This is a genomic window from Aeromicrobium sp. Sec7.5 (assembly GCF_036867135.1).
GTDB lineage: Bacteria > Actinomycetota > Actinomycetes > Propionibacteriales > Nocardioidaceae > Aeromicrobium.
Genome location: NZ_JBAJIJ010000001.1, coordinates 1,615,844 through 1,633,578, shown reverse-complemented (window position 1 = coordinate 1,633,578; position 17,735 = coordinate 1,615,844). Strand labels below are relative to the sequence as shown.

Annotated in this window: 22 protein-coding genes; 11 read left to right on the top strand and 11 right to left on the bottom strand. The window is 70.3% G+C overall.

All coding sequences use genetic code 11. The features are described from left to right. Positions 1 to 21 precede the first annotated feature (21 nt). Positions 22 to 825, bottom strand: a complete 804-nt coding sequence (locus V6S66_RS08140; protein ID WP_334206243.1) for a phosphoadenylyl-sulfate reductase — start codon at positions 823 to 825, stop codon at positions 22 to 24. A 50-nt stretch (positions 826 to 875) separates the two neighbouring features. Between V6S66_RS08140 and V6S66_RS08135 the strand changes: the two genes are divergently transcribed. Both V6S66_RS08135 and V6S66_RS08130 read left to right on the top strand, forming a co-directional pair. Continuing rightward, the gene (locus V6S66_RS08135) at positions 876 to 1,154 is read left to right on the top strand and encodes a VOC family protein (RefSeq protein WP_334207243.1); all 279 of its coding nucleotides are present in this window, start codon (positions 876 to 878) and stop codon (positions 1,152 to 1,154) included. 24 nt (positions 1,155 to 1,178) lie between these two features. Continuing rightward, the gene (locus V6S66_RS08130) at positions 1,179 to 1,799 is read left to right on the top strand and encodes an L-threonylcarbamoyladenylate synthase (protein ID WP_334206242.1); all 621 of its coding nucleotides are present in this window, start codon (positions 1,179 to 1,181) and stop codon (positions 1,797 to 1,799) included. A gap of 14 nt (positions 1,800 to 1,813) precedes the next feature. Here the strand turns inward: V6S66_RS08130 and V6S66_RS08125 are convergent, their stop codons facing one another. From V6S66_RS08125 to V6S66_RS08115, 3 genes are all read right to left on the bottom strand, one after another. Next, complete coding sequence (locus V6S66_RS08125) at positions 1,814 to 2,344, bottom strand: J-domain-containing protein (protein ID WP_334206241.1); 531 nt, start codon at positions 2,342 to 2,344, stop codon at positions 1,814 to 1,816. 49 nt (positions 2,345 to 2,393) lie between these two features. After that, positions 2,394 to 3,263: an HpcH/HpaI aldolase/citrate lyase family protein gene (locus tag V6S66_RS08120; protein WP_334206240.1), complete on the bottom strand. Its 870-nt coding sequence runs from the start codon at positions 3,261 to 3,263 to the stop codon at positions 2,394 to 2,396. Positions 3,264 to 3,353: 90 nt separating this feature from the next. Continuing rightward, positions 3,354 to 4,292 (bottom strand): DUF808 domain-containing protein, encoded by a 939-nt coding sequence (locus tag V6S66_RS08115; protein ID WP_334206239.1) that lies wholly within the window; start codon positions 4,290 to 4,292, stop codon positions 3,354 to 3,356. Positions 4,293 to 4,396: 104 nt separating this feature from the next. Between V6S66_RS08115 and V6S66_RS08110 the strand changes: the two genes are divergently transcribed. Further along, complete coding sequence (locus V6S66_RS08110) at positions 4,397 to 4,810, top strand: hypothetical protein (RefSeq protein WP_334206238.1); 414 nt, start codon at positions 4,397 to 4,399, stop codon at positions 4,808 to 4,810. A gap of 14 nt (positions 4,811 to 4,824) precedes the next feature. Here V6S66_RS08110 and V6S66_RS08105 read toward each other — a convergent pair whose 3' ends face one another. Then, complete coding sequence (locus tag V6S66_RS08105) at positions 4,825 to 6,111, bottom strand: PucR family transcriptional regulator (RefSeq protein WP_334206237.1); 1,287 nt, start codon at positions 6,109 to 6,111, stop codon at positions 4,825 to 4,827. Between the two features lie 161 nt (positions 6,112 to 6,272). On the opposite strand from V6S66_RS08105, the gene V6S66_RS08100 reads away from it, so the two are divergent. Together V6S66_RS08100 and V6S66_RS08095 are read left to right on the top strand one after the other, a co-directional pair. After that, positions 6,273 to 8,087 carry a DUF3556 domain-containing protein gene (locus tag V6S66_RS08100; RefSeq protein ID WP_334206236.1) on the top strand — a complete coding sequence of 605 codons (1,815 nt, stop codon included), beginning with the start codon at positions 6,273 to 6,275 and terminating at the stop codon, positions 8,085 to 8,087. A gap of 22 nt (positions 8,088 to 8,109) precedes the next feature. Beyond that, positions 8,110 to 9,531: a phytoene desaturase family protein gene (locus V6S66_RS08095; RefSeq protein ID WP_334206235.1), complete on the top strand. Its 1,422-nt coding sequence runs from the start codon at positions 8,110 to 8,112 to the stop codon at positions 9,529 to 9,531. A 19-nt stretch (positions 9,532 to 9,550) separates the two neighbouring features. Here the strand turns inward: V6S66_RS08095 and V6S66_RS08090 are convergent, their stop codons facing one another. Continuing rightward, positions 9,551 to 10,435 carry a LysR family transcriptional regulator ArgP gene (locus V6S66_RS08090; protein WP_334206234.1) on the bottom strand — a complete coding sequence of 295 codons (885 nt, stop codon included), beginning with the start codon at positions 10,433 to 10,435 and terminating at the stop codon, positions 9,551 to 9,553. 72 nt (positions 10,436 to 10,507) lie between these two features. Here V6S66_RS08090 and V6S66_RS08085 point away from each other — a divergent pair, with 72 nt between their 5' ends. The 6 genes from V6S66_RS08085 to V6S66_RS08060 all read left to right on the top strand — a co-directional run bounded on the left by V6S66_RS08085 (position 10,508) and on the right by V6S66_RS08060 (position 13,755). Then, positions 10,508 to 11,143: a LysE/ArgO family amino acid transporter gene (locus tag V6S66_RS08085; protein WP_334206233.1), complete on the top strand. Its 636-nt coding sequence runs from the start codon at positions 10,508 to 10,510 to the stop codon at positions 11,141 to 11,143. 41 nt (positions 11,144 to 11,184) lie between these two features. Further along, positions 11,185 to 11,430, top strand: coding sequence for a type II toxin-antitoxin system Phd/YefM family antitoxin (locus tag V6S66_RS08080; protein WP_334206232.1), 246 nt, complete (start codon positions 11,185 to 11,187; stop codon positions 11,428 to 11,430). Beyond that, positions 11,427 to 11,831, top strand: a complete 405-nt coding sequence (locus tag V6S66_RS08075) for a type II toxin-antitoxin system VapC family toxin (protein ID WP_334206231.1) — start codon at positions 11,427 to 11,429, stop codon at positions 11,829 to 11,831. The genes V6S66_RS08080 and V6S66_RS08075 overlap by 4 nt, the downstream gene beginning before the upstream one ends. A gap of 67 nt (positions 11,832 to 11,898) precedes the next feature. Next, complete coding sequence (locus tag V6S66_RS08070) at positions 11,899 to 12,453, top strand: pyridoxamine 5'-phosphate oxidase family protein (RefSeq protein ID WP_334206230.1); 555 nt, start codon at positions 11,899 to 11,901, stop codon at positions 12,451 to 12,453. A gap of 47 nt (positions 12,454 to 12,500) precedes the next feature. Then, a complete protein-coding gene (locus V6S66_RS08065) occupies positions 12,501 to 12,701 on the top strand; it encodes a tautomerase family protein (protein WP_334207242.1) in 201 nt (66 codons plus the stop codon). 40 nt (positions 12,702 to 12,741) lie between these two features. Beyond that, entirely contained in the window at positions 12,742 to 13,755 is a 1,014-nt protein-coding gene (locus tag V6S66_RS08060; protein WP_334206229.1) for a zinc-binding dehydrogenase, read from the top strand. A gap of 34 nt (positions 13,756 to 13,789) precedes the next feature. Here the strand turns inward: V6S66_RS08060 and V6S66_RS08055 are convergent, their stop codons facing one another. The 5 genes from V6S66_RS08055 to V6S66_RS08035 all read right to left on the bottom strand — a co-directional run bounded on the left by V6S66_RS08055 (position 13,790) and on the right by V6S66_RS08035 (position 17,498). Beyond that, positions 13,790 to 14,311 (bottom strand): GNAT family N-acetyltransferase, encoded by a 522-nt coding sequence (locus tag V6S66_RS08055; RefSeq protein WP_334206228.1) that lies wholly within the window; start codon positions 14,309 to 14,311, stop codon positions 13,790 to 13,792. A gap of 34 nt (positions 14,312 to 14,345) precedes the next feature. Next, entirely contained in the window at positions 14,346 to 14,819 is a 474-nt protein-coding gene (locus tag V6S66_RS08050; protein WP_334206227.1) for a GNAT family N-acetyltransferase, read from the bottom strand. 121 nt (positions 14,820 to 14,940) lie between these two features. Beyond that, positions 14,941 to 15,519 carry a dihydrofolate reductase family protein gene (locus V6S66_RS08045; RefSeq protein ID WP_334206226.1) on the bottom strand — a complete coding sequence of 193 codons (579 nt, stop codon included), beginning with the start codon at positions 15,517 to 15,519 and terminating at the stop codon, positions 14,941 to 14,943. Next, positions 15,516 to 16,076: a hypothetical protein gene (locus V6S66_RS08040; protein ID WP_334206225.1), complete on the bottom strand. Its 561-nt coding sequence runs from the start codon at positions 16,074 to 16,076 to the stop codon at positions 15,516 to 15,518. The genes V6S66_RS08045 and V6S66_RS08040 overlap by 4 nt, the downstream gene beginning before the upstream one ends. Positions 16,077 to 16,277: 201 nt before the next feature. Next, entirely contained in the window at positions 16,278 to 17,498 is a 1,221-nt protein-coding gene (locus tag V6S66_RS08035) for a Fic family protein (RefSeq protein WP_334206224.1), read from the bottom strand. Between the last annotated feature and the right edge of the window lie 237 nt (positions 17,499 to 17,735).

Below are 17,735 nucleotides of genomic sequence, written 5' to 3'. Positions count from 1 at the left end.
TGGAGGTCGAAGGGCTGGTGCTCACGTGTGCAGGCCGCACTCGGTCTTGTCGAATCCCGCCCAGCGGCCGGCGCGGGGGTCCTCGCCCGGCGCGACGCGTCGGGTGCACGGCGCGCACCCGATCGACGGGTAGCCGTCGTTCACGAGCGGGTTGACGATGATGTCGTGGTCGCGGGCGTAGTCGAGCACCTCGTCGAACGTCCACGACGCGAGCGCGTTGATCTTGACCAGGCCGTTCTTGGCGTCCCACGTGACCCACGGCGTGTCGGCGCGGGTGGGCCCCTCGTCGCGGCGCACGCCCGTGATCCACGCCTCGTAGCCGGCGAGGGTGCGGGTGAGGGGCTCGACCTTGCGCATCTGGCAGCACAGGGCCGGCTCGCGGCGGTGCAGCTCGGCGCCGTGCTCGGCGTCCTGCTCGGCAACGGTCTGCAGTGGCAGCACGTCGACGATCGTGAGCCGCATCGAGGCCTCGACGGCGTCGCGCGTGCCCAGCGTCTCGGAGAAGTGGTAGCCGGTGTCGAGGAAGAGCGTGTCGACCCAGTCGATGTGCTCGGCCACGACGGCGGGCAGCACGGCGTCGGCCATCGAGCAGGCGACGGCGGTGCGGAGGCCGAATGTCTCGGCGACCCACGCGAGGACCTCGGCGGAGGTCGTCTCCGGCGGGCCGAAGCGGGCCTCGGCCTCGTGGGCGATGGCCTCGAGCTCGGTGTTGTCGCGTCGCGGCGACAGGAGGTGCTCGCGCTCGGCCAGGTGGGCGGTCCGCTCGGCGTCGTGGCGCTGCTGGCGTTCACGGCGCTCGGCCAGGGTGAGGCTCGCTGCGGCCACGACACACTCCCTCTTCGACGATCGACTGGGGTTCAGCGTAGAACCGGCCGCTGCGCCGACCCATTCCGACGACGCGGTGTCCGCATCACGAAACGAAATCGAGTGACATGGGTCACATTGGGTCCATGGTCACCTTCCACTGGCCGTTCAGCGGCTTCTCGGTCGACGACGTCGGGGAGGCCGTCGCCGAGCTTGCTGCCCGTGGGGTGGAGTTCCTGCGCTACGACGGGGCGCCGCAGGACGAGCACGGCGTGATGCGGGGCTACGGCCCCGACATCGCGTGGTTCACCGACCCCTCCGGCAACGTCTTCTCCGTCATCGCCCGATGACGCCCGTTCGCGTACGGTCGGGGGATGGCTCGCTTCATCGACATCCACCCCGAGAACCCGCAGCAGCGCGCGGTCGACCAGGCCGTCGACCTGATCCGCCAGGGCGGGCTGCTCGCGTTCCCGACCGACTCCGGCTACGCCCTCGGTGCCCAGATCGGCAACGCCGGTGCGCTCGACCGGATCCGGTCGATCCGCCAGCTCGACGACAAGCACCACTTCACGCTGATCTGCCACGACTTCTCGCAGCTCGGTCAGTTCGTGCACGTCGACAACGCGGTGTTCCGCGCCATCAAGTCGGCGACGCCCGGTCCGTACACGTTCATCCTCCCGGCGACCCGTGAGGTGCCGAAGCGGCTGCTGCACCCGAAGAAGAAGACCGTCGGGGCGCGCATCCCCGACCACGCCGTGACCCAGGCCATCGTCGCGACCCTCGGCGAGCCGATCCTGACGAGCACGCTGATCCTGCCGGGCGAGACCGAGGCCATGGTCGATGCATGGACCATCAAGGAGACGCTCGACCACGACGTCGAGGCCGTGGTCGACTCCGGCGAGGTCTCGCCGTCGCCCACGACCGTGATCGACTTCCTCGACGACGTGGCGGAGATCGTGCGCGCGGGTGCGGGTGACACGACGCCGTTCGAGTAGGAGCCGGCGGCGAGCTAGCGCCGCCTGAACCAGCGACGTCGTTCGGGGGGTGGCGGCGCGTTCCGCACGGCCCGGGCGCTGCGCTCCTTCCGGCGCGCGAACCAGGCCGCCACCTCGGCCTCGACGTCACGCAGTGGCGTGATCACGGGAGGTCCGCCGGCCAGCTGGCGCCGGGCCTCCACGATGCGTCGGTTGAACTCCGTGACGGCCTCGCGCACGTCGTTCGACCGGGCGATGCGGTCCAGGCGCGCGTCGAGCTCGGTGTCGTCCTTGCGCAGCTGGAGCGCCTCGGGCAGCACCCCGGTGATCCGTTCGCGCTCGATCAGGCCCTTGAGCCACCAGTCGGGGTCGTCGGTCGACGTGAGGTGCGCGGGCAGGGGCTTGCCCGCGTAGGGCAGGTCGTCGAACTCGCCCCGAGCCATCGCGGCCCGGATCTGCAGGTCGACCCAGACGGCGGTGTCCTCAGGCCGGCGTCGCCGCTCGAGGACGGACTCGTCCTCCGACTTCTGCTCCGGCTCCGGCCGGTCCTCCATCGGTCGCTCCATCGATTCACCCGCTCCCGACGTTAGGTCGGCTTCGGGCGCCCGGCAACTCTCAGCAGTCGACGCCGAACACGCCGGCACGGTGCAGCACCTGGCGGGCGTGCGCGAGGCGGGGTGCGACCGCGCCGGCGTAGCCCTCCGGCGGCGCTGCCAAGAGCGCGCGGGCGGCGTGGACGTCGGTGGACGAGGGGGCGAAGACCTCGTTGACCACGATGGTGTGCGTGTGGCTGAGGCACAGCCGCCCGGTCATGCCGAGCGAGCGGGCGTGCACCGAGTCGGCCCGGGTCGTCTCGGCGTCGTCGACGACGGTGGGCCCGTCGATCGGTGGCGGGAGGTCGTGGCCCCGGCTCATGAGGACCAGCTGCGACCGCGCGTGCAGCAGGGCGGTCGGGTCGTTGCCGATGCCGAGATCGCGCCGGAAGTCACCGGTGCCGAAGGCGATGCGGGCGGCGCCCGAGGTCGCGATCTCACCCAGGTGCACGAAGGCACGGGCCGTCTCGACCATCGCGACGACCGGCTTGCCGACAGCGTCGAGCGTCGCGCGGACCTCGTCGCCGGACTCGGTCATCGCCAGCATGACGCCCGTGATGCCGGGATGTCCGGCCGCGAGGGCGACGTCGTCGGTCCAGTCCCGCGTGGTCGCGCCGTTGAGCCGGATCCAGACGGCGCTCCCGGCGCCGGTGTCCACTGCGCCCATGTCCACTGCGTCGGCGTCCACTGCGTCGGCGTGGCGGGCGATCGCGTCGCGTCCCGTGGACTTGAGGTCGTCGGGGCAACCGGCCTCCAGGTCGAGCAGCGTCACGTCGGCCGCGGTCAGCTCCGCGGCCCCGGCGGCGCCGATGGACGCGGCGGAGACGAGGCGCCACGAGCGCGCCATCGACACGGGGACGGTGGGGGAAGGGTCAACCTGGACGGCGGTCACGGGACGAGCGTAGGAACCTCGTGCGACTACTCCCAAGTCACGTGGGCCTCAGGTGACGCACCTCACCCGGGTGGCCTGAGGGTCGGGGAGTCAGTGGGTCGCGGTCTTGCGCGGGACCACGTGCATCACCGCGACGACCACGGCCCCGACGACCAGTCCCACGAGCGCCGAGGCCAGCGTGTTGGTCAGCCAGCCGAGCACCGCACCGGCCCCGGCCGTGGCGTCGTGCACCGCGTCCTCGAGGTCATGGACGATGCCGTAGGGCCCGTGCCAGCCGAGGTCGTCGGCACCGACCAGGAGGATGTGGCCACCCACCCAGAGCATCGCGGCGATGCCGACCGTGGCCAGGGTGGCGAGCACGATGGGCATGCCGCGCACGAGTCCGCGGCCGACGGTCTGCGCCATCGTCGAGGCCCGCTCGGTCAGGGCGAGGCCGATGTCGTCCATCTTGACGATGAGGCCGACGACGCCGTAGACGAGCGCCGTGATGCCGAGCGCCACGATCACGAGGATGGCGGCGCGGCTCAGGAAGGGCTCGTCGGTGACCTCGTTGAGGGAGATGACCATGATCTCGGCCGAGAGGATGAAGTCGGTGCGCACGGCGCCCGAGATGACCGACTTCTCCTGCTCGGGACCGGAGATGCTGGCGGGTTCGTCGGTGCCGTGGCCGTGCCCCGACACCTTCTCCCAGATCTTCTCGGCACCCTCGAAGCACAGGTAGGTGCCGCCGAGCATCAGGATCGGCGTGAGCAGCCACGGGGCGAACTGGCTCAGCAGGAGCGCCGCCGGAAGGATGAACACGAGCTTGTTGATGATCGAGCCGCGCGCGATCTTGCCGATGATCGCCAGCTCGCGCTCGGGCTTGAGGCCCTGGACGTAGCGCGGCGTGACGGCGGCGTCGTCGACCACGACGCCCGCAGCCTTCGCGCTGGCCCGGCCCGCTGCGGCGCCGACGTCGTCGATCGAGGCGGCGGCGAGACGCGCCAGGGCAGCGACGTCGTCGAGCAGGGCGACGATCCCGCCGGCCATCAGACGGTCCTGGTGTGGTCGTGGAGGCTCACGCGCTCAGGGTAGAGCAGGCGCCCGCGACGTGCGCCCGGGAACATCGGGCCGAGCCGGCCCGTCGTACGTCCGTGTCGACCAGCACCCCCGCGGTCGACACCCACGAGGCGGAGGACCCGATGCGCACGCACATCAGCACGAAGACCCAGGCCGACCGTCTGGTCCACGCGCTCGACACCTTCGACGGGTCGGTCATCCGGGTCTCGGGCGACACCCTGTCGATCTCGGGCATCGAGGCCGACGGCCGGACCTTGGCCGACATCGCCCGACAGGTCGCCGCCGACGAGGTGCTCGGCGGTGTCGCCTCGCTCGACCTGGGGGTGCGGCACACGGTCGAGGGCCTCGGCCCGGTCACCGTCAGCACGGTCCGCGGCGTCACCGATCGCGTGATCGAGGTGCTGGAGCAGCTCGTCGGGACTGACGGGACCGCGGGCCTCGTGCCGCACGCCGACCGCGAGGTCGAGGTCCGCATCGTCGTCCGCTAGGAGCGACCGTCCCGTCAGGTCTGCTGGAGGACCACCGGGCCCAGCTGGTCCGCCGCCACCAGGGCGATCTCCAGCTCGAGTCGTTCCTGCTCGATCGGGTGGCCCAGTTCCTCGACCGCCTTGTCGATCCGGTACTTCACGGTGTTCTTGTGGAGGTGAAGGTGCCCTCCGGTCGCGACGAAGCTGCCCCGGTGGTGGAGAAACGCCTGCAGGGTCTCCCGCAGGCGACGAGCGCCGTCGGTGTCGTGCGAGAGCCGGCCCAGGGTCCCGGCCACGAGCTGCCGGGTCGACTCCAGGTCCTGGGCGAGCATCGTCGCGGTCCTGACGTCCGAGCGGAGGAACGAGGTGACGGCTGCGGCGTGGGAGCCGGCGGCGACGGCCAGGCGGTGCGCTCGTGACGCCTCCAGGTGACTCGTGCGAAAGCCGCCGGCTCCGCTGCCGGGCCGGCCGGCGGCGAGCCTGACCCCGCCGCCGATCGCCGACAGCGACGGCTCGAGCAGGACCTGACCGAGCTCGGGTTCCAGGCCGCGACCCAGGGGCAGCCACGCCCACGCCATGGTGCGCTCACGGGGCAGGACCAGGGGCGTCGACGAGGCACCCACGGCCCGGACGAGGGTGTCGATCGCGTGCTCGAGGCTGGCCACAGGGTTGGCCTGCGAGTCCGCCTCGGCGCACCAGGCGATGACGGCGAGGTGGTGCTGGCGGAGCCGGTGCCCGATCGCCTGCTCGGCCGTCGCCACGTCGATCGTCCGGCCGGCGACCAGCTCCTCGACCATGGCGACCCGCATGGTGTTGCGCTGGGCCTGACGGCGCGCGCGCTCGGTCTCGTACTCCCCGACGACCTGCTCGGAGATCGAGTCGATGAAGCGGAAGGTGAGCTCGGAGAACAGCCGCTCCGCCCGCAGCGCCACGACCGGGTCGGAGGCCATCGCCGCGAGCTGCTCGAAGGCCCATCCCGTCATGAGCTCCTGGCCGAGTCGGTACGCGCGGATCAGCGCCGTGACGCCGATGCCACGCTGCGCGAGGCGCCGGGCGTAGGCGCGGGCCGCCGCCGGCGCGTGCGAATCCGCGACCGGGAGGTCGTAGCGCAGGAGGTGGACGAGGCTCTCGAGGTTGGACTCCACGCTCGCACCGAGCAGCTGCAGCAGCTGCTCGTCGCCCTGCAGCGGCAGGATGCGCTCGGCCAGGTGCTCGCGGAGCTGACGAGTCAGCGACTCCAGGTCGCCCGCCATCCTCGATCCGAGCGCCTCGATGAGGGCGGTCGCGTCGGCGTCCGGCGCCGTGGTGGTGTCCGAACTCATGGAGCTCCGTTCGTGCTCGAGCGACAAGGGGCCGACGGCCCCGGGACGGGGGTTCCGGGGCCTGACGGGCGCGGGGAGTGATGTGGGACACAAAACTATGGCACGAGTTCGTGCTCGCGCGACAAGTAGTGACCGAGCCGGGCCCTCTAGCGTCTGGCTCCATGGGATTCATGACGCCGAACTCGCCACCGGTCGATCCGGAGGAGTTCCTCCGCCGGCCCTTCCTCGACCGGATCAAGATCCTGACGCTGTTCTGGGCCGACAACGGATTCGGTTCGCCGACGGTCTTCCACGTGGTCTACATCCTCAAGCTCGTCGTCCTCTACGGGCTCGGCGGCCTGCTGATCGTCTCGTGGACCTCGGACCTGGGCGGTCTGGGGGAGTTCACCTCCTGGTGGGACGAGCCGATCGTCTACCAGAAGCTCGTGCTCTGGACCTTGCTCCTGGAGACCGTCGGCCTCGCCGGCACCTGGGGTCCGCTCGCCGGTCACTTCAAGCCCATGACCGGCGGAGCGCTCTACTGGCTCCGGCCCGGCACGATCCGGATGGCGCCCTGGGGACGTCGAGTCCCCGGAACGGGCGGTGACACCCGCACGCCGTTCGACGTCCTGCTCTACGCCGCGGTGCTCGCGAGCCTCGTCGTGGCGCTGGTGCTGCCCGGGGTCCAGGACGACGACCTCACCGCGGCACTCGGCGCGGGGACGGCCGGACTGGTGCGGACCGAGCTGTGGGTCGCCGCCGGCCTCCTGCTCGTGCTGATGGGCCTGCGCGACAAGGTCATCTTCCTGGCGGCCCGCGGCGAGCAGTACCTGCCGGTCATCGTGTTCTCGGCCGTGCTGCCGTTCACCGACATGGTCATCGCGTACAAGCTGCTGATCGTCTCGGTGTGGCTGGGAGCGGGCTTCTCGAAGTTCGGCCACCACTTCGCCAACGTGGTGCCGCCCATGATGTCCAACGCCCCGACGATGCCGACCCGGGCGATGCGCCGGATGCACTACCGCGACGTCGAGGGCGAGGACCTGCTGCCCTCACGCTTCGCGAAGGTCATGGGGCACGTGGGCGGCACGACGGTCGAGCTCGGGATCCCGCTCGTGCTCCTGTTCACGACCACCCCCGAGATCGCCCTCGCCGGGGCGGCCTTCATGGCCTTCTTCCACGTCTTCATCCTGCTGGCCTTCCCGCTCGCGGTGCCGCTCGAGTGGAACGTGCTGTTCGGGTACCTCGCGATCTTCCTGTTCGTGGGGTACCCGAACGGTGACGGGTTCGGACTCTTCGACTTCTCGGAGCCGTGGATGCTGCCGGCCATCGCCGGCGCACTGCTGTTCTTCCCCGTGCTGGGCAACCTGCGTCCCGATCTCGTGTCGTTCCTCCCGGCGATGCGCCAGTACGCCGGCAACTGGGCGTCGGGCACGTGGGCCATGAAGCCGGGGATCGAGCAGCGGCTCAACGAGCTGACCAAGCCCGCCAAGAACCAGGTCGAGCAGCTGCAGGCCTTCGGCTTCGAGCCGGACGTCGCGGAGATCACGATGCAGATGACGCTGGCCTGGCGGGCGATGCACAGCCAGGGCCGGGGCCTCTACTCCGTGCTGTTCCGGCACGTCGACGACGTCGACGCCCACGTGATCCGCGAGGCGGAGTTCCTCTGCAACTCGATCCTGGGCTGGAACTTCGGGTGCGGCCACCTGCACGACGAGCGCCTGATCGAGGCGATCCAGCGCCGGCTGCACCTGCAGCCGGGCGACCTCCGGGTCATGTGGGTCGAGTCGCAGGCGGTGCACTCGCCCGTACAGCACTACCGGGTCATCGACGCAGCCCTCGGCGTGGTCGAGCGTGGGCACTGGAACGTCGCGGAGGCCGTGGCCCAGCAGCCGTGGCTGCCGAACGGTCCCATCGCGTTGGAGGTGGACTGGGTCATGCCGGGGTACACCCCCGGGGAGGGTCACGTGGCGGGGGATACTGCCTCCGTCGGCGGGTGACCCGACGACGAGGGAGGGACACATGACCGACGCAGTCGTGGTGGGCAGCGGACCGAACGGTCTGACCGCCGCCATCCGCCTCGCGCAGGCCGGCGTGCACGTCACGGTCCTGGAGGCGTCGGACCGGCCTGGGGGAGGCACGCGCACCAGCGAGCTGACCCTGCCCGGGGTGCTGCACGACGACTGCGCGGCGTTCCACCCCACCGGGGTGGTGTCGCCATTCCTCGCGAGCCTCGACCTGCAGCGATTCGGGCTGACCTGGGACTACCCGGACGTCGACCTCGCGCACCCGCTCGACGACGGTCGCGCCGGTCTGATCTCGCGCGACATGGCGGTGACCCGCGAGTCGCTCGGCGTCGACGGGGACCGGTGGGCGCGGTCGCTCGGGGCGCAGGCGCGCAACTTCGACAAGCTCGTCGAGGAGGTGTTCCGCCCGATCGTGCACGTGCCGAAGCACCCGATCGCGCTCGGCCGGTTCGGCGTGCAGGCGTTGCTCCCGGCCACCTGGGCGGTCAAGCGGTGGCGTGACGAACCCGCCAAGGCCCTGACGATGGGGGTCGCCGCCCACGCGTTCGGACGCCTGGACCGGCCGTTGACCTCGTCCATCGGGCTCATGCTCACGGCCGCGGGGCATGCGGCTGGCTGGCCCGTGGCACACGGCGGTTCCGGTGCGATCCCGGCCGCCCTCGTCGCCCTGCTGGAGTCGCTGGGTGGGTCGGTGCGCACCGGTGTCGAGGTCACGACCCACGCCCAGCTCGAGGAGGTCCTCGGACGACGCCCGGACGTCGTGCTCCTCGACACCTCACCGTCGGCGGCGGTCCAGATCCTCGGGGACCGTCTGTCGGGGCACGTGCGCCGCCAGCTCGGCCGCTACCGGTACGGCCCGGCCATCCACAAGGTCGACTTCGCGATCGAGGGTGACGTTCCCTGGACCAATCCCGGAACCCGACGGGCCGGCACGGTGCACGTGGGCGGCTCGGCGGCCGAGGTCGCCGCGGCCGAGGCGGCCACGGGCCGGGGTGAGATGCCCGAGCGCCCCTTCCTGCTGGTGGGCCAGCAGTACCTGGCCGATCCCAGCCGTTCGCAGGGCTCGGTGAACCCGGTCTGGGCGTACGCCCACGTGCCGCACGGCTACACCGGCGACGCCACGGCCGCCGTGATCGCCCAGATCGAGCGATTCGCCCCGGGGTTCCGTGACCGGATCCTCGCGACGGCGGTCCGCGGGACGGCGGCCATGGAGTCGTACAACGCGAACTACATCGGTGGCGACATCAACGTGGGCGCCAATAGCGCGCGCCAGGTCGTGATGCGCCCGCGCATTGCCCTGGACCCGTACCGCCTGGGGGACGGGCTCTACCTCTGCTCGGCGGCCACCCCGCCGGGTCCCGGCGTGCACGGCATGTGCGGCTTCCACGCGGCGGAGTCGGCGCTCCGACGCCTCTAGGAGGAGTCCCTCCTCCGGGTCAGGCAGCGCGCAGGTCCCGAGTCGCCGCCGTGACGATCTCGTCGGAGAGGGCGTCGAGCAGGCTCGACCCGCCCTTCCAGCGCTGCCAGAACAGGGGAGTGGTGATGGTCGGGCCCCCGAGGGGCGTGAGCCGGCCCGTCGCGGCCAGCTCCTCGCCCTGGCCCTCCGGGACGAGGGCCCAGCCGAGTCCGAGCTCGACGGCGCGCGCGATGTCGTGGGTCGAGGGCACGAGGTGCCGGGGCGAGTGGCTCCCGTCGACCCCGTGGTGGTGCAGCCAGTCGAGCTGCAGCGTGTCGTCACGATCGAAGTCGACGCGGGGTGCCGCGGCGAGTCGGTCGGCGGCGAGTCCGTCCGGTAGCCAGCGTTCGACCCAGGCCGGTGCCGCCATGGCCGTGAACGCCATGTGGCCCAGGGGAGTGGAGCGACACCCCGCCACCGGCTCGCGCTGCGAGGTCACCGCGGCCAGCGCGGCGCCCGACTCGAGCAGGTCGACCGTCCGGTCCTGGTCGAGACGCACCAGGTCGACCTCGACGTCGTGCGCCGATGCGAACCGCGCCACCGGGGCGAGGATCCAGGTGGCGAGCGAGTCGGCGTTGGCCCCCACGGTCATGCGGATGAGCGCGCCCGCGCCGTCGGCCCCCAGGTCCCGCAATGCCTCGTGCTCGAGGACGGCGTAGCGGCGTGCGAACCGCACCACCGCCTCCCCGGACTCGGTCGCACGGACCGGACGAGACCGGACCAGCAGGCGCTGGCCGAGCTGTGCCTCCAAGGTCTTGAGGCGCTGGCTCACGGCCGATGGCGTGAGGTGGAGTCGACGTGCGGCACCGTCGAGGGTGCCCTCGTCGACGACGGCGGCGAGGGTCAGGGCCAGGCTCGGATCCATCTGAAGCTCCGCTTCATGTACATGAGACATCATTGCTGGTGCTCATGCTGCCCGATCACTAGCGTCGGGCGCATGCTGACCGTCGTCCCGGGCTTCTTCGTCATGTTGTCGCTGATCCTCGCGATCGGTGCGCAGAACGTGTTCGTGCTGCGGCAAGGGATCCGCCGCGAGCACGTGGGCCTGGTGATCGCGATCTGTGCCGTCTCGGACGCCGTGCTGGTCGCCGCCGGGGTCGCCGGACTGGGACGCCTCGTGGAGGCGGTGCCCTGGCTCGTCGACGGCGCACGCCTGGGGGGAGCGGCGTTCCTGCTCGGCTACGCGGCCCTCGCCGCCCGCCGGGCGATCGTGGGCGGGAACGAGCTCGTCCCGGCCGACGGGGGAGTGCCCGATGGCGCGGTCGGCGGCGCCGTGGCGGTCCGCTCGCGCACGGCGACCGTCGCCGCGACGGCCGTGGCCCTGACCTGGCTCAACCCGCACGTGTACCTCGACACGGTCTTCCTGCTCGGCTCGGTGGCCACGACGCACGGCGACGACCGCTGGTGGTTCGCCCTCGGGGCGGCCGCGGGAAGTGTCACCTGGTTCACGACCCTCGGCTTCGGGGCCCGCCACCTCAGCGGCGTGCTCCGGACCCCGCGTTCCTGGCAGGTGCTCGACGGGGTCATCGCCGTCGTCATGGTCGTCATCGCGGTCTCGCTGCTCCGGGGGTGAGCACGCTGGTTCTACGACTGGTCGGCGACTAGTCTGACTCCATGAGCATCACCGTCGGGGCCTATGAGGCGAAGACCCATCTGTCCAAGCTGATTGCAGCCGTTGAGCAGGGCGAGACCGTCGTCATCACCCGCCATGGCAAGGAGGTTGCCCACCTGACGCCGCCACCCAAGCGCGTGCGCAGTGTCAGTGAGGCGCTGGAGGAGCTCCACGAGCTGAGCAAAGGCATCACGCTCGGGCCGGACGTCACGCTCAAGGAGCTGATCGAGGAAGGTCGTCGGTGGTGAGCTTCGTGCTGGACGTGTCGAGCGCCTTGCCGCTGGTGTACTCCGACGAGTCGGGAGACGACACCCAGAGACTCCGCCAGGCCTTAGCCGACGGCGCGGTGGCTTACGTACCCACGTTGTGGCGCTACGAGCTGTGCAGTGCTCTGCGCCAGGGGGAGCGCCGGGGTCGGATCACCGCGGATCAGTCGACCGGCAGCCTCGACCTGTTCGCCGACCTGCCGATCGAGGAGGTCGACACCTCGGCGGCGGCGTACGCGCTCCTGGGAGCCGCGCGGATCCACGAGCTGACTGCCTACGACACGGCCTACCTGCTCCTGGCGCAGCGCCTCGCGCTACCGCTCGCGACACGCGACGAGCGACTGCGACAGGCCGCCGAGTCCGGCGAGGTCGACCTGTTCTGATGAGGGCGTCCGGCGCGACGGGGTCGGGGCACGTCGTGGTGGGTCCCGGCCGCTCTACTCTGAGTCCATGGGCAAGATCTTCGACTCGATCGACGACAACCTGCGGGCCTGGATCGAGGCGCAGCCGATGTGGTTCGTCGCCACGGCTCCGCTCGCGGGGGACGGGCACGTGAACATGTCGCCGCGGGGTCACGACGCGTTCGCGTTCCTCGATCCCCATCGCGTCGGCTGGGTCGACTACACCGGCAGTGGCGTCGAGACCATCGCCCACATCCGCGAGAACCGTCGCGTGTGCCTGATGTTCAACTCGTTCGGCCAGCGGCCGCGCATCGTCCGCCTGCACGGGCAGGGGTCGGTGCACCTGCCGGGGGAGCCGGGGTTCGACGAGGTGGTGGCCCTCAAGCCGGAGCACCCCAGCACGCGAGCGGTGATCACGGTCGACGTCACCCGCATCAGCGACTCGTGCGGATGGGGTGTCCCGGTCATGGAGATGACGGGGGAACGCGATCTGATCCGCCAGCACGCCGAGAAGAAGGGCCCGGACGGGCTGGACCAGTACCGCGCCCAGAAGAATGCCCGGAGCATCGACGGACTGCCCGGCCTGCCTGGCCTGCCGGTCTGACCCGTGCCCGTCCTGCGAAAGTCCGATCCCAGGAGATCCACGTGCCGATGATCCACGTCATGAACGCGACGTCCTCGACGACCGCCCGCAAGCGGGAGCTGATCGCCGAGCTCACGGCCACCTATGCGCGGGTGATGCAGATGCGTCCGGACACGATCCGTGTCGTGATCGACGAGCTGCCGCGGGAGAACTGGGGAGTCGGCGGCGTGACCCTCGCCGACTCCGGCCAGGACGAGTCGCTCGCGTGAGAACAGGCGACGAGACCTCAGGAGGCGGCCAGTGCGCGCCGTGGTGCTGACTCGGTTCGGAGGTCCTGAGGTCCTCGAGCTTCGCGACGTCGCCAGCCCCGAGCCGGGGCCGGGTGAGGTCGTCGTGGACGTCGCGGCGGTCTCGCTCAACAACACCGACGTCTGGACGAGGGCGGGGGCCTACGGCACCACCGAGCCCGCTGGCTGGCTCGGGCCGATCGACTTCCCTCGTGTGCAGGGCGCTGACGTGTGTGGTCACGTGGCGCGGATCGGTGAGGGCGTGTCCGAGGATCTGCTGGGGCAACGGGTGCTGATCGATCCGGTGGTGCGCTACTCGGACGGGCCGGAGCGCCTGGTCGAGTCGGTGCTGGGCAGCGAGGTCGACGGCGGGTACGCCGAACAGGTGGTGGTGCGGGCCGACCGCGTCCACGACGTGACGGGTTCGCCGTTGAGTGATGAGCAGCTGGCGTGCCTACCGATCTCCTACGGGACGGCCACCGGCATGCTCGAGCGCGCGAACGTGGGGTCGGGGGAGACGATCCTGGTCACCGGAGCCTCCGGCGGAGTGGGACTGGCGCTGGTCGGCCTCGCCGCCGCGCGCGGGGCCCGGGTGATCGCCTTGAGCTCGCGCGACAAGGCCGCCGCCGTCCAGGAGGCCGGCGCGGACGTCGTGGTCGACCGTGGTGGGGGTGACGTCGGCGAGCAGCTGGCGGATCTCGTCCCGGCCGGTCTGGACGCCGTGGCCGATGTCGTCGGCGGGGGTCTGGTGGCGGTGGCGATGCCGCACGTGCGCCCTGGCGGTCGCTGGGTGGTCGCTGGTGCGGTGTCGGGCCCGGTGATCGAGCTCGACCTGCGTCAGCTCTACCTCCGGTCGATCTCGTTGCTCGGTTCGACCATGCACACCCCGGAGCAGTTCGAGGTGCTCGTCTCGGCGGCCCGTGCCGGCCAGGTTCGGCCCGTCGTGGCGCGCACCTTCCCGCTCGAGGAGGTCCGCGCCGCTCACGAGGAGTTCGAGCGGCGTGAGCACGTGGGCAAGCTCGTGCTGCAGCCCTGACGTGCCCTCGTCGTCTCGGTGTCGATCCGCTCCGTCACAGCTCGATCCAGTAGCGACGCACTCCGGCGCTGGTGTCCTCGAGCACGCCACCGGCCGACTCGATCGTGCGGGCCGATGCCGGGTTGTCGTCGTGGCACGTCACCAGCACGCGATCCAGGCCGAGCTCGCGCGCCCGGTCCAGAGCCAGGTTCAGAGCCTGCGACGCGTGTCCGCGGCGGCGATGGCTCGGACGGATGCTGTACCCGATGTGGCCACCCACCCGGAGGAGGCGTGCATCCAGATGATGGCGTAGCTGGAGGAACCCGACCACGACGTCGTCCTGGGTCACCCAGAACGTGTCGGCGTGGACGATGCCGTCACGCTGCGTCCGACGCGTGTCGGCGTTGGCCTCGATCGCCGCGACCAGTTCGGCGCAGTACCCCTGCGACGTCTCGGGCGCGCGGTCCAGCAGCCATGTGGCCGAGGCGTGGATGTGCCCCGGCTCCGACGCGAACTCCGCGACGCACGCCGCCCACGAGTCGTAGAGATCGAGGGTCGGGCGTGTCAGAGCGGTCATCAGGTTTCCTTGAGGTCCATCCGCTGGGTGGGGATCAGATTCGCTTGCGCATCTGCAGCATGGTGACCTCGAAGCCCATCTGCTCGTAGAGCGACTGTGCTCCGGAGTTGAAGCCGAACACCGACAGGCCGACCTCCACGACCCCGCGCTCGCGGCACACCTCTTCGGCAGCCGCCATGATGGCTCGTCCGTAGCCACGACGCTGCAGCTCTGACGTGACCAGGAAGTCGTAGCCGAATGCGTGCACGCCGTTGGACTTCTCAGAGAACGCGAGCCACAGGATCCCCACTTCTTGGTCGGCGTCGAGCGCGGTCCAGAAGCAGTGGTCGACCGTGTCGACTCCATCGGGCAGGAGCTGATCGAAGTCCGCTGCCGCCTTCTCGAGCGCCTCGCTCGGCGGCATCATCCCCGATGCCGCGATGTTGTCCGCATACGACCGTTCGGCCGTGACTCGGTAGGAGCGGAAGCGTTCAGGCGACATGGGGACCAGGCGGACGGAGACGGGCACTCGCGGAGCCTACGGAGACGGTCCGACACGATGACGTGCAGGTCGCAGGGGGTGGATCGGGTTCAGCCGAGCTCGGTGGGGGAGAGAAGGCCGTTCGCGGCGGATCTGGCCTCCGTCTCCGCTAGTCGATCGCCGCGCGTGCGACCGCGTAGCGTGTGCTGGTCATGCCGGCGTCGGAGATCGAGGTCCCCAGGTGGACCAAGCGGATCTCGTGGGGCAACGAGTGGAACAGCGGAAGTCCGTGCCCGAGGAGAACGGGGGCTCGAGTGACGGTGAGCTCGTCGACGAGGTCGTGGCGGAGGAACTCGGTGAGGACCTGCCCGCCGTCGATGTAGACGCCGGTGGCCGCGTCGAGGTCCAGTCTGTGTCGGGCCTCGGTGAGCGAGCGGACGACGGTGATCCTCGTGTCAGCGTCTGCCGGCAGCACCGTGCTCAGCACGACGACGTGCAGGTTCTCGTAGGGCCAGAACCCGAACGTCAGCACCTTCTCGTAGGTGCCGCGCCCCATCACGAGGTGGCTGACGCCGGCGATGAAGTCCTCGTAGCCCGGCGGCGCGTCCTCGCCAGCGTGACTCGGGACGTGGCGCGGCTCGGAGGGCGGGTCGGTCAGCCAGGTCAGATCGCCGTCAGGCAGGGCGATGAACCCGTCGACGCTCGCCGCGATGAACACGGCGCCCTTCCAGGCTCGATGCTCGGTCATGTCAGTGACTCCAACAGGTCGTGGACCGCGGAGCAAGGATCGGCGTCGGCCGGGTCGGGTGCCACGGCAGCGCGTAGCAATGCCCCGGCTGCGGTGTCCATCAGGGATCGCGCCACGAGGCGCGGCGCGGTCGACACCCGAAGATCGCCGCGGTCGATGGCCGCCTCGATCAGGACCGTGAGGTGATCGAGCTGCCGCTGCCAGCCGAGGTGCAGCAGCTCACGCAGCTCTCCGCTGCGGAGGTCCTCCGCAAGCATGTCGAGGCGAGCCAGGACCGCCGCCGAGCTCACGTCGCGCACGCTCAGGGACGCCGCCCAGGCCAGGAGCTCGGCGTGGGGATCGGGTCCAGCGGGTCCGGTCGGCACCGATTCCACCCAGCGGCGGCTCAGCGCCAGGAGGACGCCCTCGCGCGACCCAAAGCGCTTGATCAGCGTGGCCGGGTGCAGCCCGGCCGCTGCTGCCGCGCCGGCCAGCGTCCAGCCGTTGCTTGAGACCTGCAGGGCCGTCGCGATCCGTTCGAGGATCTCGTCGTCGGTCGACGTCCGGGGTCTGGCCATGACGTTAGTAAACCATCATTGCCGAATTCCGTGTCTGATCGGCCTGCCGGCAGCGCGGCGCAGTGAAGGAACTGACACCCGACGCCTCGATGGCCGCGATCTCGGCCGAACCCCAACTGTCACCTATCGGTGTGGCAGTGGACTTCGTGGCTCCTGGCTACAAGTCCGACGTGATGTGGCGGCTTTCGAGCTGCGGAGCGGTTACTGGCTGGCGCGGTGAGCGATGCGACTCGAAAGGTCCTCGACCTCGTCTAGGACGGCCTGTGCACCCCAGATCTGGTTACGCTTCCGATTCGTGAGCGGCGCGAGGATGCCGGCGTCTTCCAGGCGGGCGATGCTGCGGTAGACGCTGGACTCGGGCACGTCCTGGAGTCGGTGCTCGACATCGTCAGCCGAGACCACCGGTGAGGTGTGAACGAGCTGCAGGAGCCGGTGCGTTGCCGAGCCGGACCGGACTCGGCCGAGGCTGCCGCGCCACTCGTCAGGGATCTCGGCCAGACGCACGGCTGTCGCTGAGGCTTCCTCTGCCGCGATCTTCGAGCCGATGGTGAAGGTCGTAAGCAGGGGCTCGACGTGCCCGTCCCGATAGGCGCTCAGGTCGGCGAAGTACCGGTCTCGTTGAGCCACGATTGCGGAGGCCAGAGGCACGACGCAGTTGGTGGTCGTGCCGCGCCGGCGGAGGATGGCGTTGACGAGCGCTCGCCCGGTTCGTCCGTTGCCGTCGGTGAACGGGTGGATGGACTCGAACTGCGCATGCGCGATGGCCAGCTGGGTCAGGACCGGGACGTCATCTCGATTCGAGTACGCGACGAGATCGGTCATGTAGCCCTCGACGCTGTCCTGTGGCGGCGGGATGTAGTCGGCGGCGATGGGGGAGTAGGCGCTTGTCCCGCCGATCCAGTTCTGCATGTCGCGCAGCTTGCCGGCGTACGTCTGCTCGTCCGGGTCGGAGTCGAGCAGTGCCTGGTGCGCCTTCAAGATGGTGTCGAGAAGTATCTCGTTGTCTCGGCCGGCAGCGTTGACCATCGACGTCAGCGCGAAGGTGGCGTTGGCCATCGAGGTTGCTGAGGGGTTGGTCTTCACCCCGTGCAGGGCCCGTGCGTAGTCGTCGACGTCGGCCTCGATCTCCTCGATCTTCGACGAAGCCACCGACTCGGTCCTGATGAGCAGCGAGTCCAACGATCCGAGGTTCTTGCCGTGGACCTTGTCGAGCGTCCCGATCTCTGCCAGCGCAGACTCCATCTCGGCGGCAAGGCGCGGGTCTGCGTGGTGGTCGAGATGCTCGATGAGTGGGGGCAGCGAGACCTCAATCTCGTCGAGCTCCCGGTCCGTGCGCGAAGCGTTGCGGTTGCGCGAGACCCACTGGACCGTCCGCTTTCGGTGAGCTGGCCAGTCGATGCCGTCGCTGTCGCCAAGACTCAACGAGTTCGGCTCAGAGCGCTCGGCCTCGGAGAATCGCCCGCGATTGCGGGGATCGGTTCCTCGGGGATGCGCGGACGGATCGAATGGCATGGTGCTCCTGGGTGCGATCGGCTACCTCAGTCAACTGCGAACAAGCACCACTGTATTCCCACTTAGCCTCGTTAACTGCGAATAGCGTGAGCGTTGTTCGCAGTTACCTGGGGTAGCCCGGAAGGATCTTCCTGCGAGTTGATCTTT

Coding starts and splice junctions, on each gene's coding strand:
- V6S66_RS08130 (WP_334206242.1), top strand. CDS start 1,179: ATGGCTCGCTTCATCGACATCCACCCCGAGAACCCGCAGCAGCGCGCG.
- V6S66_RS08125 (WP_334206241.1), bottom strand. CDS start 2,344: ATGGAGCGACCGATGGAGGACCGGCCGGAGCCGGAGCAGAAGTCGGAG.
- V6S66_RS08115 (WP_334206239.1), bottom strand. CDS start 4,292: ATGGCCGGCGGGATCGTCGCCCTGCTCGACGACGTCGCTGCCCTGGCG.
- V6S66_RS08105 (WP_334206237.1), bottom strand. CDS start 6,111: ATGAGTTCGGACACCACCACGGCGCCGGACGCCGACGCGACCGCCCTC.
- V6S66_RS08100 (WP_334206236.1), top strand. CDS start 6,273: ATGGGATTCATGACGCCGAACTCGCCACCGGTCGATCCGGAGGAGTTC.
- V6S66_RS08095 (WP_334206235.1), top strand. CDS start 8,110: ATGACCGACGCAGTCGTGGTGGGCAGCGGACCGAACGGTCTGACCGCC.
- V6S66_RS08090 (WP_334206234.1), bottom strand. CDS start 10,435: ATGGATCCGAGCCTGGCCCTGACCCTCGCCGCCGTCGTCGACGAGGGC.
- V6S66_RS08085 (WP_334206233.1), top strand. CDS start 10,508: ATGCTGACCGTCGTCCCGGGCTTCTTCGTCATGTTGTCGCTGATCCTC.
- V6S66_RS08080 (WP_334206232.1), top strand. CDS start 11,185: ATGAGCATCACCGTCGGGGCCTATGAGGCGAAGACCCATCTGTCCAAG.
- V6S66_RS08070 (WP_334206230.1), top strand. CDS start 11,899: ATGGGCAAGATCTTCGACTCGATCGACGACAACCTGCGGGCCTGGATC.
- V6S66_RS08065 (WP_334207242.1), top strand. CDS start 12,501: ATGATCCACGTCATGAACGCGACGTCCTCGACGACCGCCCGCAAGCGG.
- V6S66_RS08055 (WP_334206228.1), bottom strand. CDS start 14,311: ATGACCGCTCTGACACGCCCGACCCTCGATCTCTACGACTCGTGGGCG.
- V6S66_RS08045 (WP_334206226.1), bottom strand. CDS start 15,519: ATGACCGAGCATCGAGCCTGGAAGGGCGCCGTGTTCATCGCGGCGAGC.
- V6S66_RS08040 (WP_334206225.1), bottom strand. CDS start 16,076: ATGGCCAGACCCCGGACGTCGACCGACGACGAGATCCTCGAACGGATC.